A 14,070-nucleotide genomic window follows, 5' to 3' on the forward strand; every position below is an offset into this window, starting at 1 on the left:
CGGCTTTCCCTGCGCCCTGCGAGAAAGGGCCTAATGAAAAGCAAAGCTCGGACGAGACGCGCCGCGAGAAAGCGGACGTATGGCTCGCAGGCGGTCCAACAAACGCGATGTCGTCCCGGCGAAGGCAGGGCCCCACAACCACCGAAGATGATTGTTGCGCGACGCTGGGGCCTCAGCCCTCTTCAACAACACGACCGTGTGGCTATGGGTCCCTGCCTTCGCAGGGACGACGATTGGGATCTAGGCCACGCAACACACTCAGTGTCGTCCCGGCGAAAGCCAGGACCAATTACCCAGATCTCGATCGTTGCGCGACGCTGGGGCCCCAGCCTGCCTCAACAACACAATCCAGTGGTTGTGAGTCCCTGCTTGCGCGGGGACGACAGAAAAGTACGCTTTACAACCCGGTAAACCCGGCCTTCACATGGTCGGTGCTGCCGTCGAGCTGGCGCAGATAGGTCAGCCCGCACACGGTCAACCGATGCGTATCGCGCTCGCCCGCCTCGAACAGCGTCTGCACGTACTCTGTCACCTTCGCCCGTGCTTCGTCGCTTGCAGCGGACGTGCGGTTGAGCAGCAGATCATACGTCTGCATGATCCGATCGATCGCGGCTTCCATTGATGTCTCCGGGTTGACGCTCAGGCGACCACCAGCGTCTCGGCCTCGAACTTCGCGATCGCCTTGTTGGCGAGGCGGAGTCGGTTCAGCTCACCGCGCTGGAACAGCTTCACGATGATGCCGAGCAGGCGCTCATTGGTGGCGAAAGTGTCGGGAATGGCGCCGGATTTGCGCAGATAATTCGAGGCGATCGCGTAGGCGTCACCGACGACCTCGACGTTCAGCACCTCAATCCCACGTTCGACCAGCATATCCCTGCCTCTCCGTTGGCTAACGGATAAGCCGCAAGGAACGCCTTGGTTCCTCGCCGGGACCGGTTTATTTTCGCAAGTGCAGCATGAAAAGCGCATCGGCCGGGCATGACCGATGCGCTGACTGGAGGGAGGCTGCCGGTCTTCTGGGCGGCCGGCTTGGCCATCAGGCGAAGAGAGGGAGGCTCAGAGGCGATACAGGATCTGGTCGGTCCAGAAGCGCTCGAGGCGGTGCAGCGACTTGTTGAGGCTCGCGAACTCCTCGTTCGAGATGCCGCCGACCTGCTCGACCGTCTTGACGTGCTTCTGATAGAGCGCATCGACGATCTTGCGGACTTCCTGGCCCTGCGGGGTCAGACGGATGCGGACCGAGCGGCGATCGACGCGCGAGCGCTGGTGATCGAGGAAGCCGAGCTCGACGAGCTTCTTCAGATTGTAGGAAACGTTGGAGCCGAGATAGTAGCCGCGGGTGCGCAGCTCGCCGGCGGTCAGTTCCTTGTCACCGATATTGTAGAGGAGCAGCGCCTGCACCGAGTTGATGTCGGCGCGGCCACGACGATCGAATTCGTCCTTGATGACGTCGAGGAGCCGACGATGCAGCCGCTCCACCAAAGTCAGGGCTTCGAGATAGAGCGGCTGCACCGGAGCTTGACCGGTAGCGCGATCAGCGGCATCTGCCGCCGTTGTCGCAACGGCTTTCATCATGACACTTCCCCTGTTTGTCGTTTTTATCGACTTTATTTCGACGAAACTTGTGTCCCGCCTGATAGGTCCAACGTAAGGGGGCCGTTTGAATATCCGCTTAAATAAGAGAATAAAGAGATCATGAATTTAAGACAGTGAATCGTGGATTAAGCCCATGGATCAAGGACTTTTCGCAACTGTTCATTGACGGTGGCGGGCCGTTGTTCACGCTTCGTGTGCCTCACCTGTCACATTCGGAAACAGCAGCGTCTGAATTCGAAACGGTGGCGTAACGGGTATGAGGGAACCCTTTACGGTGACCGATCGGTTACCGGAAAATTCTTCGAAAATTTTATGGGAGTGCATCGGGGCGGGACGCGCGTGGTGCGCGCAAGCGGCCGCCGTTCGTCGCCGCAGCCAGATCGGTTCCGCCGTCGACCCGCGCAAAGCCGGCCGGCACACGCGCCGAGATCCGGTAAAATGGGTCCCGACGGCAGGTCCCGCAAAGGCGCTGCCGCGGTGGGACGCCTTAAATGGGGATGCGATCTGCGGCATCCACGTAGCAGAACCAGTGACGCTGTCTTCTCGTTGCGCGCACGACTGCGATATTTTGCCAGTTACCGTGAGCCAATCGCCGCGCTGTCGCAGCCAGGCAACAGTGCATCAAGCCATTGCAGCGTGCGGGCCTATGGCGGGCGTTCGCGCGCCGACATCCAGGCCAGCGCAAGATAGGCTGCGAGCATCAGGGCCTCGAGCCCGACCACGGTGAGGCTGCCGCCATAGATGCCGGGAAACATCAGCTCGATGACCGCCATCGACACCACCGTGGTCAGCCAGACCACGGCGCCCCACGGCGTCGCGAGCCAGAGCCCGACGGCGGCGACGAGCTCGATGACGGCGAAATAGATCGTGGCGGTCTGCCAGGCCATCGACTGGTTCTCGAAGGCCTCCTCCTCACCGCCGACGAAGCCCGTCACCTGGGCCCAGTGATAGAGGCCCTTGGCGACCGAGACGACGGCCATGATGCGCAGGAAGATGACGAGGCGCCGCGTCCACGCATTGTCGTCCGGCTCGATCCGGTCTGACGAGATCGCGGCCACCGAGATGGCGTTATCCCGCGCCTGATCGCGTGCAGAGGTGTCAGACATCCGAATCGCCGAATGGCGGCTGCAAAATGGGGTTCATGGCGCAGTCTTGGCCCGCCGGGGGCCCAAAATCAATCGCCCTTGCGGCAAATCAAGGGCGCCAAGAGTGCAACAGGGGTGCAATAGCGGCGCAATGACGGCGCCCCTGACAGGTGCTAGAAGCACACTTATATCAGGTCTAGACCAGCCGTCCGTCGAGGAGAACAAGACATGGCGATCAAATTCGGGCGCCCGATCGAACTGCGCGATACGCCGCGGCGCCAGACTGATGCCCTCGCCTCCCCCTCGCTCGACCTTACGATCCGGATGCGCCGCAATCGCAAGTCGGAATGGGCCCGCCGCCTGGTGCGCGAGAACGTGCTGACCACGGACGACTTGATCTGGCCGATGTTCGTGGTCGATGGCCACAACACCCGCACGCCGGTGGCCTCGATGCCCGGCGTGGAACGGCTCACGGTCGACCAGATCGTTTGCGACGCCGAGCGCGCCGCAAAACTCAACATCCCCTGCATCGCGCTGTTCCCCTTCACCGAGCCGGCCCTGCGCGACGAGCAAGGCTCGGAAGCGCTCAACCCCGACAACCTGGTCTGCCAGGCGGTGCGCGCGATCAAGAAGGAGTTTCCCGACATCGGCGTGCTCTGCGACGTGGCGCTCGATCCCTTCACTAGCCATGGCCATGACGGGCTGATCGAGGGCGGCAAGATCCTCAACGACGAGACGGTTGCGGTGCTGGTGAAGCAGGCGCTGACCCAGGCCGAGGCCGGCTGCGACGTGATCGCGCCGTCGGACATGATGGATGGCCGGATCGGCGCGATCCGCGAGGCGCTCGACGACAACGGCTTCGGCGACGTCCAGATCATGTCCTATGCGGCGAAATATGCTTCCGCCTTCTACGGCCCGTTCCGCGACGCGATCGGCTCGGCCAAGACGCTGACCGGCGACAAGCGCACTTATCAGATGGACAGCGCCAATTCCGACGAGGCGCTGCGCGAGGTCGAGCTCGACATCGCCGAGGGCGCCGACATGGTGATGGTGAAGCCGGGCATGCCCTATTTAGATATCGTCCGCCGCGTGAAGGACCATTTCGCGATGCCGACCTTCGTGTACCAGGTGTCGGGCGAATACGCGATGATCGCAGGCGCCGCCGCCAATGGCTGGATCGACGGCGAGCGCGCGATGATGGAGAGCCTGGTCGGCTTCAAGCGCGCCGGCGCCGACGGTATCCTCACCTATTTCGCGCCGCGGGCCGCCGAGAAGATCAAGGCGGAGAGCTGAGCCAAACCTCCCTCCCCGGTGCAGCACCAATGGTTTGCTGTGCCACCGCCATGCTTGCAAAGATGGCATAGACCAGCCGCCGAATCGCCGGAATATTTCGGCTAGTTAATGTTCGCGCAGCCTTGGCAGGCACACCTCGTGCTCCCATGTCCTGCGCGGGACTTTCATCGGAGGTTGGTCATGTCCGACGGCAATGACGGTGGCACCTGGCGCAGGGAAGCCTGGCGCAACGACGGCGGCGTTCCCCCGCATGCGTTCGATCCGTTGATGCAGCCGGAGCTGTTCCGCGGCGTGCTGACGCGGCGCGTGTTCGCGTTCCTGATCGACCTCTTCGTGCTGTCGGTGCCGGTGATCCTGGCGGTGATCTTCATTGCGGTGTTCGGCCTCGTCACGCTCGGTCTCGGCTGGGCGCTGTTCTGGCTGGTGTCGCCGGCCTCGATCGTCTGGGCGATCGTCTATTACGGCGCCTCGATCGGCGGCCAGCACTCGGCGACCATTGGCATGCGGATGATGGATCTGGAACTGCGCACCTGGTACGGCGCACGCGGCTATTTCGTGCTCGGCGCCACCCACGCGGTGCTGTTCTGGGTGACGATCTCGTTCCTGTCGCCGCTTGTGCTGCTGGTCGGACTCCTCAACGGCCGCCGCCGGCTGCTGCACGACATCATCCTCGGAACCGTCATTATCAACAGCTCGGTCCGGACCCTGGTCACCCCGGCTGCTCGGACCTCCTATTAGGCCCGCCTAAACCAATTGACCGTTAGCCTCCGGGGGGCGATGCTAACTCGGCTGCCTGTATTGTATGTGGAGCCCGACGATCAGACGTGACCCAGCACTCGCGTGATACCCCCCAGTTCTATCTGACGGCGCCCTCGCCCTGCCCCTATCTGCCGGGCCGGCATGAGCGGAAGGTTTTCACGCATCTGGTCGGCGACAAAGCAGGCGATCTCAACGACTTGCTGACCCATGGCGGCTTCCGCCGCAGCCAGTCGATCGCCTATCGCCCGGCCTGCGACGCCTGCCGGGCCTGCGTCTCGGTCCGGGTGGTCGCCAACGAATTCCGCCCCTCCCGCAATTTCCGCAAGGTGCTGGCCCGCAACGCCGACATCATCGGCGAGCAGCGCACGGCGGTGCCGACCTCGGAGCAATATTCGGTCTTCCGCGCCTACCTCGACCGCCGCCACCGCAACGGCGGCATGGCCGACATGACCGTGCTGGACTACGCAATGATGGTCGAGGACAGCCATGTCGAGACCCGGATCATCGAGTACCGCAAGCGCAATGCCGACAGCGCCATCACCGGCCGCGGCGATGAGCTGATGGCGGTGGCGCTGACCGACGTGCTTAGCGACGGGCTGTCGATGGTCTATTCGTTCTTCGAGCCGGGGCTTGAAGCCCGTTCGCTCGGCACCTTCATGATCCTCGACCACATCGCCCGCGCCCGCCGGCAGGGCCTGCCCTACGTCTATCTCGGCTACTGGATCGAGGGCTCCAAGAAGATGGACTACAAGGGCCGCTTCCTGCCGCAGCAGCGGCTCGCGCCATCGGGCTGGCTGCGCGTCGACGCGTCAGGCGAGGCGCTTGCCGAGCCGCAGGACTAGCGGGTTTTCGGTCAGACGCTCCAGGTGCCGAAGATCGTATCGATCAGCAGCTTCACGTTCAGGATCACGATCAGGCCGGCGACGATCCATGCTGCCACCGCAACGGGGCGCGAAATCGCGAACGCACCCATCTTGCGCTTGTCGGACACGAAGCGCACCAGTGGGATCACCGCGAACGGCAGCTGCATCGACAGCACGACCTGGCTGAACACGAGCAGCTGCGCGGTGCCGCTCTCGCCATAGAGCGCGGCGACCACGATGACCGGAACGATCGCGATGCCGCGGGTCACCAGCCGCTGCAACCAGTCGGGCAGCTTGAGATCGAGAAAGCCCTGCATCACGATTTGGCCGGCCAGCGTTGCCGTCACCGTCGAGTTGAGACCAGACGCCAGCAGCGCCACGGCAAACAGCGTCGAGGCGATGCCGAGCCCGAGCAGCGGCGACAGCAGCTCGAAGGCCTGGTCGATCTCGGCGACGTCGGAATGGCCGCTCTTGTGGAAGGTCGCGGCCGCCAGCACCAGGATCGCGGCATTGACGAACAGCGCCAGCATCAACGCGATGGTGGAATCGGTGGTCGCCCATTTGATCGCGTCGCGCCGGCCCGCCTCGGTGCGCGGATAGGCGCGGGTCTGCACGATCGATGAATGGAGATAGAGGTTATGCGGCATCACGGTGGCGCCGATGATGCCGATCGCGATGTAGAGCATCTCCGGGTTGGTGACGATCTCGCGCGACGGCATGAAGCCGCCGATCACGCCGGCAATCGGCGGCGCGGCGGCGGCGATCTGGACGCCGAAGCAGACCGCGATGACGATCAGGAGCGCAATCACAAAGGCTTCGAGGAAGCGGAAGCCGCGATTCATCAGGAGCAGCATCAGGAATGCATCGAGCGCCGCCAGCAGCGCGCCGCCGATCAGGGGAATGCCGAACAAGAGCTTCAGCGCGATCGCGGTGCCGATCACTTCGGCGAGGTCGCAGGCGATGATCGCGGCCTCGCAGGCGAGCCACAGCAGCAGATTCACCGGCCGCGAATAGGTAGCGCGGCAGGCCTGCGCCAGGTCGCGATCGGTCGCGATGCCGAGCCGCGCCGCGAGCGCCTGCAGCAGGATCGCCATCAGGTTGGAGAGCAGGATGACCGACAGCAGCGTGTAGCCAAACTTCGACCCGCCCGCGAGATCGGTCGCCCAATTGCCGGGATCCATATAGCCGACCGAGACCAGATAGCCCGGCCCGGCAAAGGCCAACAGCCGCCGCCACCACAGGCCGCCGGTCGGGACCGCAACGGTGGCATTCACCTCCGGCAGGCTGCGCGCATGCCCGGCATCGCCCCGCCAGCCACCTGACACGGTATCGGCAACAGAAACGGGAGACATTTGCGGGGTGCGAGCGTCCATCTGAGAAGGATGGCCGATCTCTCCCATTATTGCAACTCATTTGCAACTGCATCTAGGCTCACGAAAATGATACCAGCTATCTGCCTTGTAAAGTACTGAGGAAGTGCTTTACGTTAGATGCATGATCAAGCTGCCCGTCGAGACGCCAACCGCAACGCTGCGCTACGCCCTCGCCCCCGACCCGTCGGGCATCGAGGCGATCGAGGCGACCTTTGCGGCCTATGACCGAATGATGGCGATCCTCGCCGAGGTCGCGCCCGTCGGCGCGAACCTGGTCTCGCTGCACGCCCAGGCCTACGAGAAGATCCGCAAGGAGACGGGGCTGCCCGCGCGACTTGTGACGCTCGGCCTGCGCGACCGCGCCAACTACATCGCAGGCGCCGCCGTCCGCCGGATACCGCTCGACGACAAGTTGTTTGCAATCAAGGGCCCAACTTCACTGACCGTTAGCACTGTCAGCGGGCGCGTCTTGGTGCCGTTCGACGTGCCGGGATATGCCTCGGGCTGGGAAAGCCCCTTCCCCGCGCATTTGATCTCGGATGGACGCGGCTACGAAATCCACATCGCCGTCAAATCGAAATCAGCACAACCGGAGGAGAAGACCATGCTTCACGAAGGTATCCTTGCGCGCATGGGCCGGCTTCTTGCCGCCATTGCAAGCCAGACCATCGACAACGTCGAGAGCAACAACAAGGTCGCCCTGGTCAAACAAGCGATCCGCGAGATCGACGCCGGCGCCGACGAAGCGCGCTATGCGCTCGGCAAGTCGCGCGCCGAGGAATTCCGTTTGAAGAGGCGCCGCGAAGAACTGGATACCGAAACGGCGAACCTCAACGAGAAGATCCGTCTCGCACTTGCGGAAAGTCGCGAGGATCTCGCGCGCGCCGGTGTCGCACGGCAAATTGACCTGGAGTCGCAGGTGATCGCGCTGGAACGCGCGATGGATTTCATCGAGCTCGAGATCGACGAGCAGACCAAGGCGCTGCAAGCCATGCTCGGCGCGCGGCGCGAGGCAGAGGCGCGATTGGCCGATCTCGAACAAAGTCTGATCCGCGAGGCCAAGGACGAAACCAGCCGGGGCCCATCGACGACCAATACATTGAGTGCCGAACGCGCCATGGCGGCGATTGCCCGGGTCACCGGTGTCCCCGCCTCCAGCGTGCTCGGCGACAAGGAGCTTGACGAACTCGATCGCCTGCACCGCGAAAAGGAAATCGCGGCGCGGCTTGAAAGGATCAAGTCAGAAAAATGAGTGCAGTTGGCGACATTCTGCTCGCCCCGGACGTGCGGCCCTTCGCGGTCGCGGCTGCGATCATGGTGGCACTTGGCGGTATCGAGCTGCTGACCACCATGGTCGGACTTTCGATCAGCGAACTCGTCGGCAAGGATTTCGCGGTCGAGGCCGAGAGCCACAACGCTCTCAGTGGCCTGTTTCTCTGGATCAACGCCGGGCGGCTTCCCCTCCTGATCCTGATCCTCCTGATTCTCGGCATATTCTCGATCGGAGGCTTCCTGCTTCAGGGACTGGCGCATGCCGCAGGCACCGCCATCCCGGTCTCGATTGCGGCGGTGGTGGCTGCCGCCGGCAGCGTCCCCGTCATCAGAAATGCGAGCCGCGGCCTCGCCCGCATCATTCCGCGCGACGAGAGCTATGCGGTCAACGACAGCGACTTTGTCGGCAAGGTCGCAACCGTGTCGGTCGGCCCGCTCGATCAGGGCCTGCCCGGCAGGGTCCGTCTCAAGGATGTCTTCGGCAACTGGCACACCGTGTCGGCGCGTGCCAGCGCGGAGTCCGAGGCATTGCCGGTCGGCGCCAGCGTGCTGCTGGTCGACCGCGACGCCAAGGGCTTCATTGCGATTGCCGCTCCTTCCGAGCTCGTCGAACAACAACGATCTTCCAATAGGGCATAACACATGTGGGAACTTGCTGTACCCGTCGTTATTGGCGTCATTGCCATTCTCGTTATCGGTCTGCTCTTCGCAAAACTCTACAAGCGCTCGACGCGCGATGAGGCCTATGTCCGCACCGGCCTCGGCGGCCAGAAGGTGGTGCTCGACGGCGGCTCGCTCGTGCTGCCGATCTTCCACTCCACGGCCGCGGTGAACCTGAAGACGTTGCGGCTCGAGGTCGCGCGCGGCGGCCCCGATTCGCTGATCACCAAGGACCGCATGCGCGTCGACATCGGCGCCGAGTTCTATCTGCGCGTCAAACCCGACTCTTCGTCGATCGCGCTGGCCGCGCAGACGCTCGGCAACCGCACCAATGACGCGGCCGAGCTCCGCGAGCTGGTCGAGGCCAAGTTCGTCGACGGCCTGCGCTCGGTCGCCGCGACCATGAACCTCGAGGAACTGCAGGAGCAGCGCGCAACCTTCGTCAAGGCGGTGCAGGACGCGGTCGGCGCCGACATCCAGAACAATGGTCTCGAGCTTGAATCGGTGTCGCTGACCCGGCTCGACCAGAGCGACATCAAGCACTTCAACCCGAGCAATTTCTTCGACGCACACGGCCTCACCACGCTGACCAAGATCACCAAGGAGCGTGAGCAGGAGCGCAACCAGATCGTCCGCACCACCGAGGTCAATATCGCGCAGCAGGACCTGGTGGCGCGGCAGACCACGCTGACGATTGAGAGCACCAAGCGCGAAGCCGAGCTCGCCCAGCAGCGCGACATCGCCAACAAGACCGCCGCGATGCGCGCGCAGACCGCGCAGGTCGAACAGACCGCGTTGCAAAACGAAGCCGAATACCGCATCCAGCAGGAGCTCGCGGTCGCCAACAAGCAGACCGAGGCCAACCAGGCCCGCGACACCCGCAAGATCGAGGCCGATCTCGCCGTGAAGCGCCGCACCACCGAAACCGACCGCGAGCTGCAGATCGTGGCGCAGGAGGCCGCGATCGCGGTCGCCACCAAGAGCAAGGAGCAGTCGGAAGCCCAGACCATCGCCGAGACGGCACGCGCCCTTGCGATCGCAGCCGAGGAAAAGGTCACTACCGCCCGCGCCACCGAGGTCGCCGAGCGCGACAAGATCATCAACGTGATCGCGGCGCGCAAGGTTGCCGAGACCAACGCAATGCCGATCACCGTTATGGCGGAAGCCGAAAAACAGGCTGCGGCCAACAAGGCCGAGGCCACCAACGTGCTGGCGAAAGCCGACGCCAACGCAGCCACCACCCGCGCCGCCGGCGTCAAGGCGCTCGGCCAGGCCGAAGCGGAAGTCGCGACGTTGAAGGCGGAGGCGCGCAACAAGCTGAGCGCTGACATGATCGCCTACGATCTCAACCTCGCGCGGATCAACGTGATCCCGAGCGCGCTCGCCGAGGCGGTGAAGCCGATCGAGAAGATCTCCGACATCCGGATCTTCGATACCGGCAGCATGCTCGGCCGCGGCGGCAACGGCCATGCCAACGGCAATGGCGGCCTCGGGCTCGGCGACGGCCTCGCCGCGCAGTTGCTGTCGGTCTCGGCGTTCAAGCCGATGATCGACAAGATTCTCTCGGAGGCCGGCTTCCCGGCCGGCCCCGACGCGCTCACCAGCCTGACCAGCGCGCTGGCGCAGCGCAAGACGGAGGTCGTCGAAACACCGGCAGTGAGCGTCGAAAGCGCGCCAACCACTCTGGTCGGGACCATCACCGGCCAACTTACTCCGGCTGCCAAACCGCTGTGAAGCGGTCGGACGGCAAATGCGCTTCACCTCTCCCGCTTGCGGGCAGGGCAATCGCATATGGCAAAAAATTCGGTTGTTCCGAGGAAACGGGCAGAATCGTTCTGCATTCGATTCCACTTCGTTCGCGATCCGATTCAGTTTCGGGCTGCATCTCCGAGCCATATGCGATTGCCCTGCGCTTGCGGGGGAGGTCGGATCGCATCGAAGATGCGATCCGGATGGGGCTCTCTCCACGATGCGACTCGCGGATAGGCTCCCAGCCTGACCCTCCCCCCGCAAGCCGGAGAGGGAATGCACGTCCGATGCGGTTGCCGAGCGAAGCCAATGAAAAGCCCGCCTCTCACGGCGGGCTTTGTTTTGGCGTTGTCGGGAAACGGGTGGGATCGGGCGTCTTCCAACCACACACTATGGCCAGATCGAATGTGCCTCAAGGATTCTGCCATGTCCGCCGATACGCCGCGCCTGCCCGCCACCTTCAATCGCCTGGCCTGGTCCAACCTCGCCGCGCAATCGGCCGAGCAGATCGCGCTTGCGGCCGCGCCCATCGTCGCCGTGCTGGTGCTCGGCGTCGGCGAAGGCCAGACCGGCCTGTTGCAGACCGCACTGACGCTGCCGTTCATCCTGTTTGCGATTCCCGCCGGTCTGCTGGCCGACCGCGTGTCGCGGCGCTGGGTGATGGCGGGCTCCGAGGCGCTGCGCGCCGCGGCCCTTGCCGCGATCCTGCTGTTGCTGTGGTTCGGCGCGATGACCTTGCCGCTGCTCGCCTTGCTTGGCTTCATCGCAGTCTGCGGCACCGTTGCCTATAGCGTCGCAGCTCCTGCGCTGGTCCCGTCCCTGGTGACCTCGCAGCAATTGCCGGCCGCGAATGCCCGTATCGAACTTGCCCGCACCGTCGCTTTCGCCGGCGGACCCGCGCTTGGCGGCGTCCTGGTCGGCTGGGTCGGCGCTGCGCCCGCATTCGGCTTTGCCGCGGCGCTGTCGGCGATCGCGGTCGTCCTGCTCGCGGGCATCTACGAGCCGGCACGCCAGCCTGCCCCGCGACGTCATCCGATGCAGGACATCAAGGAAGGCGCGGCCTTCGTGATGCATCACGCCTTGCTGCGGCCGGTGTTCATCACCCAGCTCATCTTCAACACTGCGTCCTTCCTGCTGCTCGCCGTGTTCGTGCCCTATGCGGTGCGCCATCTCGGGCTCAGCGCCACCGGCGTCGGTACGACGCTTGCAATGTACGGCGTCGGCATGATGGTCGGCGCGCTGTTCGCAACCCGTGTGATGAAGCGGCTGGCGTTCGGCACCGTGATCGGGCTCGGCCCGGTCACCGGCCTCGTCGCCTCACTCGTGATGGCGCTAACCACCTGGATTGCGACGCCGCTGCTCGCGGGCCTCGGCTTCTTCCTGCTCGGCGTCGGCCCGATCCTGTGGGTGATCTCGACCACCACGCTGCGGCAGTCGGTGACGCCGCCGTCGCTGCTCGGCCGCGTCTCCGCGATCAACATCATGAGCTACGGCGCCCGCCCGCTCGGCTCCGCACTCGGCGCCGTCGTCGGTGGCCTCTACGGCGCCGAAGCCTGCCTTTATCTCGCGGCCGCGATCTTCGCTGCCCAGGCGCTGGTGATCCTGATGTCGCCCGCGGTGTCGCTCAGGCGCCAGCCCGACATGGTCGGCGAACCCGCGCGATGCTGAACCGCCCCTCACGTCATTGCGAGCGAAGCGAAGCAATCCATTCCCCCGCTTGTGGGAACATGGATTGCTTCGTCGCTGTGCTCCTCGCAATGACGGGGAGAGAGATCAGCTCGCCAGGTACCGTTCATATTTGCCGCCGACGACCTCGTCGACGGTAACGGCCGGATCCAGCGTATAGAGATCCTGGGCATGGCTGATGCCGCGCAAGACGAAGCGGCCGGTGGAGACCAGATAGTTGCGGCCGGCGGCGTCGATGCCGGTGCGGAAATCGGTCGAGGTCAGCAGTTCGCGGTCGACCGAAGCGCACATCGAGGCGATCCGGCTGACCTCGTTGACGGCGGGCCCGACCACCGTGAAGTCCAGCCGGTCCTCGCTGCCGATATTGCCATAGAAGACCTCACCGACATGGAGGCCGACATAGGCCGTGGTGGTCGGCCGGCCCTCGTTCTCGCGGCGATCGTTCAGCACGCGGATGTTATGGCGGAATCTGTACTCGGCGCGCAACGCCGCGCGCCTGGCGCTTGCCATTTTCTCGCTGGTGAACATCGCCAGCACGCCGTCGCCGATCAGTTTCAGCACCTCGCCACCGGCATCATGGATCGCATCGATCGAGGCCTGCGCGTAGTCGTTGAGGAACGGAATGATCTCGTCCGGGCCGATGCGCTCGCTGATCGCGGTCGAGCCGCGCACGTCGGAATACCACAGCACGGCCTTGATCTTCTCGGTGATGCCGCGCTGCATGCGCCCGCGCAGCACCTGCTCCGCCGTCTCGCGGCCGAGATAGACCCGTCCGAGCGTGCGGGCGATCTCGACCTGGGCGGCCGACTTGATCGCGAGCCCGAGCACCGGCACCAGGTCGCGCAGCGCCGACATATGGTTCTCGTCGAAGCCGTCCGAACGGCGGGTGGTGTAGTAGGAGTAGAAGCAGTCCATCTCGCCGATCGTGCCGGCCTCGCCGAAGCGGTGCACGAACGCGGCGAAATGCTTGTGGCCCTTCTCGGCGAGGTCGCCGATCATCGAAAAATCGTGCGAGCCGTTGAGATCGATCACCATCTCGTCATGGCCGTTTTCGAGCATGTGATGGAACGCCGACCGCCGCCAGTTCTGGCTGGCCTCGCCGCTGCTGGTCGAGCCGTATTCGAAGATGTCGGCCTCGTTGCTCTCGCCGTCGTTCCAGCGGAAGCCGCGTCCCTCGAAGATCGGATGCAGGGTGTCGATGAACACGATCGCCCGCGACAGCGGCATGCCGGCGGCCCGGCAGCGCTCGCAGAAACCGCGCAGCAGGTCGTTTTCCGGCAGCCCGGTCAGACCCTGTCGGACCAGCCAATTCATGAGGCGCAAACGGGGCGTCAGTTCCATGCGTCGGATTATGCCGGGCAATTGGTGCGGGAGGAAGGGCTGGTCGTCGCGTGACAGATGCGGACGCCAATGCAGCATTGCAAGGCCGCCGCGCCCACCATTTTCGGGCGGAACGACGCCACCGAATGCCGGCGATTCCGCTTCCCTTTGCCCCGGCCTTCGCGCAAAAGAGCGCATGGATAACGACGCCGGCCAGCCGAACCCGATCCGACGCCTCATGCGATGGGCGATCACCCCACCGCAATCCTATGGGGTCTATCTGGCCGGCATCATCCTGGTCTATACGCTGTCGTTCTACGCCGGCACGATGAAACCGAAGCACACGCCCGCCCCGCTCGTGACCGCGCCGTCCGCCCCGCACAGCTGATCAGGCCGGTTTGGTCTCCGACGTCG

General features: G+C 64.4%; 14 protein-coding genes. 8 read left to right on the forward strand and 6 right to left on the reverse strand.

Annotated elements, in window-relative coordinates; genetic code table 11:
* Positions 1 to 397: 397 nt before the first annotated feature.
* The 4 genes from HAP47_RS23625 to HAP47_RS23640 all read right to left on the reverse strand — a co-directional run bounded on the left by HAP47_RS23625 (position 398) and on the right by HAP47_RS23640 (position 2,702).
* Positions 398 to 619 (reverse strand): hypothetical protein, encoded by a 222-nt coding sequence (locus tag HAP47_RS23625; protein ID WP_092114742.1) that lies wholly within the window; start codon positions 617 to 619, stop codon positions 398 to 400.
* Between the two features lie 20 nt (positions 620 to 639).
* The gene (locus HAP47_RS23630) at positions 640 to 870 is read right to left on the reverse strand and encodes a hypothetical protein (RefSeq protein ID WP_050627401.1); all 231 of its coding nucleotides are present in this window, start codon (positions 868 to 870) and stop codon (positions 640 to 642) included.
* Between the two features lie 186 nt (positions 871 to 1,056).
* Entirely contained in the window at positions 1,057 to 1,575 is a 519-nt protein-coding gene (gene ldtR, locus HAP47_RS23635) for a transcriptional regulator LdtR (RefSeq protein ID WP_018271925.1), read from the reverse strand.
* 665 nt (positions 1,576 to 2,240) lie between these two features.
* The gene (locus tag HAP47_RS23640) at positions 2,241 to 2,702 is read right to left on the reverse strand and encodes a DUF6163 family protein (RefSeq protein WP_176396287.1); all 462 of its coding nucleotides are present in this window, start codon (positions 2,700 to 2,702) and stop codon (positions 2,241 to 2,243) included.
* 207 nt (positions 2,703 to 2,909) lie between these two features.
* Here HAP47_RS23640 and hemB point away from each other — a divergent pair, with 207 nt between their 5' ends.
* The 3 genes from hemB (at position 2,910) to HAP47_RS23655 (ending at position 5,575) form a co-directional block, all read left to right on the forward strand.
* Positions 2,910 to 3,974, forward strand: coding sequence for a porphobilinogen synthase (gene hemB / locus HAP47_RS23645; RefSeq protein WP_173642542.1), 1,065 nt, complete (start codon positions 2,910 to 2,912; stop codon positions 3,972 to 3,974).
* A 180-nt stretch (positions 3,975 to 4,154) separates the two neighbouring features.
* The gene (locus HAP47_RS23650; RefSeq protein ID WP_173642541.1) at positions 4,155 to 4,712 is read left to right on the forward strand and encodes an RDD family protein; all 558 of its coding nucleotides are present in this window, start codon (positions 4,155 to 4,157) and stop codon (positions 4,710 to 4,712) included.
* 86 nt (positions 4,713 to 4,798) lie between these two features.
* Positions 4,799 to 5,575 (forward strand): arginyltransferase, encoded by a 777-nt coding sequence (locus tag HAP47_RS23655; protein ID WP_092114746.1) that lies wholly within the window; start codon positions 4,799 to 4,801, stop codon positions 5,573 to 5,575.
* A gap of 11 nt (positions 5,576 to 5,586) precedes the next feature.
* On the opposite strand, the gene HAP47_RS23660 is transcribed toward HAP47_RS23655, so the two are convergent.
* Positions 5,587 to 6,969 (reverse strand): Nramp family divalent metal transporter, encoded by a 1,383-nt coding sequence (locus tag HAP47_RS23660; protein WP_173642540.1) that lies wholly within the window; start codon positions 6,967 to 6,969, stop codon positions 5,587 to 5,589.
* A 121-nt stretch (positions 6,970 to 7,090) separates the two neighbouring features.
* Between HAP47_RS23660 and HAP47_RS23665 the strand changes: the two genes are divergently transcribed.
* The 4 genes from HAP47_RS23665 to HAP47_RS23680 all read left to right on the forward strand — a co-directional run bounded on the left by HAP47_RS23665 (position 7,091) and on the right by HAP47_RS23680 (position 12,318).
* The gene (locus HAP47_RS23665; RefSeq protein WP_173642539.1) at positions 7,091 to 8,221 is read left to right on the forward strand and encodes a PspA/IM30 family protein; all 1,131 of its coding nucleotides are present in this window, start codon (positions 7,091 to 7,093) and stop codon (positions 8,219 to 8,221) included.
* On the forward strand, positions 8,218 to 8,880 hold the full coding sequence (locus HAP47_RS23670; RefSeq protein WP_173642538.1) for an OB-fold-containig protein: 663 nt from the start codon (positions 8,218 to 8,220) through the stop codon (positions 8,878 to 8,880). Before HAP47_RS23665 ends, HAP47_RS23670 begins: the two co-directional genes overlap by 4 nt.
* Before the next feature lie 3 nt (positions 8,881 to 8,883).
* Positions 8,884 to 10,635 carry a flotillin family protein gene (locus tag HAP47_RS23675; RefSeq protein WP_173642537.1) on the forward strand — a complete coding sequence of 584 codons (1,752 nt, stop codon included), beginning with the start codon at positions 8,884 to 8,886 and terminating at the stop codon, positions 10,633 to 10,635.
* 441 nt (positions 10,636 to 11,076) lie between these two features.
* Complete coding sequence (locus tag HAP47_RS23680; RefSeq protein WP_173642536.1) at positions 11,077 to 12,318, forward strand: MFS transporter; 1,242 nt, start codon at positions 11,077 to 11,079, stop codon at positions 12,316 to 12,318.
* Positions 12,319 to 12,423: 105 nt separating this feature from the next.
* On the opposite strand, the gene HAP47_RS23685 is transcribed toward HAP47_RS23680, so the two are convergent.
* Entirely contained in the window at positions 12,424 to 13,677 is a 1,254-nt protein-coding gene (locus HAP47_RS23685; RefSeq protein ID WP_173642535.1) for an adenylate/guanylate cyclase domain-containing protein, read from the reverse strand.
* A 175-nt stretch (positions 13,678 to 13,852) separates the two neighbouring features.
* Here HAP47_RS23685 and HAP47_RS23690 point away from each other — a divergent pair, with 175 nt between their 5' ends.
* Complete coding sequence (locus HAP47_RS23690) at positions 13,853 to 14,044, forward strand: hypothetical protein (RefSeq protein ID WP_173642534.1); 192 nt, start codon at positions 13,853 to 13,855, stop codon at positions 14,042 to 14,044.
* Positions 14,045 to 14,070 lie beyond the last annotated feature (26 nt).

It is taken from the genome of Bradyrhizobium sp. 41S5 (assembly GCF_011516665.3).
Classification (GTDB): domain Bacteria; phylum Pseudomonadota; class Alphaproteobacteria; order Rhizobiales; family Xanthobacteraceae; genus Bradyrhizobium; species Bradyrhizobium quebecense.

Bases quoted from the DNA above. Each gene is read 5' to 3' on its own strand.
- HAP47_RS23670 (WP_173642538.1), top strand. From the start codon at position 8,218: ATGAGTGCAGTTGGCGACATTCTGCTCGCCCCGGACGTGCGGCCCTTC.
- HAP47_RS23660 (WP_173642540.1), bottom strand. From the start codon at position 6,969: ATGGACGCTCGCACCCCGCAAATGTCTCCCGTTTCTGTTGCCGATACC.
- HAP47_RS23675 (WP_173642537.1), top strand. From the start codon at position 8,884: ATGTGGGAACTTGCTGTACCCGTCGTTATTGGCGTCATTGCCATTCTC.
- HAP47_RS23690 (WP_173642534.1), top strand. From the start codon at position 13,853: ATGGATAACGACGCCGGCCAGCCGAACCCGATCCGACGCCTCATGCGA.
- HAP47_RS23640 (WP_176396287.1), bottom strand. From the start codon at position 2,702: ATGTCTGACACCTCTGCACGCGATCAGGCGCGGGATAACGCCATCTCG.
- HAP47_RS23625 (WP_092114742.1), bottom strand. From the start codon at position 619: ATGGAAGCCGCGATCGATCGGATCATGCAGACGTATGATCTGCTGCTC.
- hemB (WP_173642542.1), top strand. From the start codon at position 2,910: ATGGCGATCAAATTCGGGCGCCCGATCGAACTGCGCGATACGCCGCGG.
- HAP47_RS23650 (WP_173642541.1), top strand. From the start codon at position 4,155: ATGTCCGACGGCAATGACGGTGGCACCTGGCGCAGGGAAGCCTGGCGC.
- HAP47_RS23680 (WP_173642536.1), top strand. From the start codon at position 11,077: ATGTCCGCCGATACGCCGCGCCTGCCCGCCACCTTCAATCGCCTGGCC.
- HAP47_RS23685 (WP_173642535.1), bottom strand. From the start codon at position 13,677: ATGGAACTGACGCCCCGTTTGCGCCTCATGAATTGGCTGGTCCGACAG.
- ldtR (WP_018271925.1), bottom strand. From the start codon at position 1,575: ATGATGAAAGCCGTTGCGACAACGGCGGCAGATGCCGCTGATCGCGCT.
- HAP47_RS23630 (WP_050627401.1), bottom strand. From the start codon at position 870: ATGCTGGTCGAACGTGGGATTGAGGTGCTGAACGTCGAGGTCGTCGGT.
- HAP47_RS23665 (WP_173642539.1), top strand. From the start codon at position 7,091: ATGATCAAGCTGCCCGTCGAGACGCCAACCGCAACGCTGCGCTACGCC.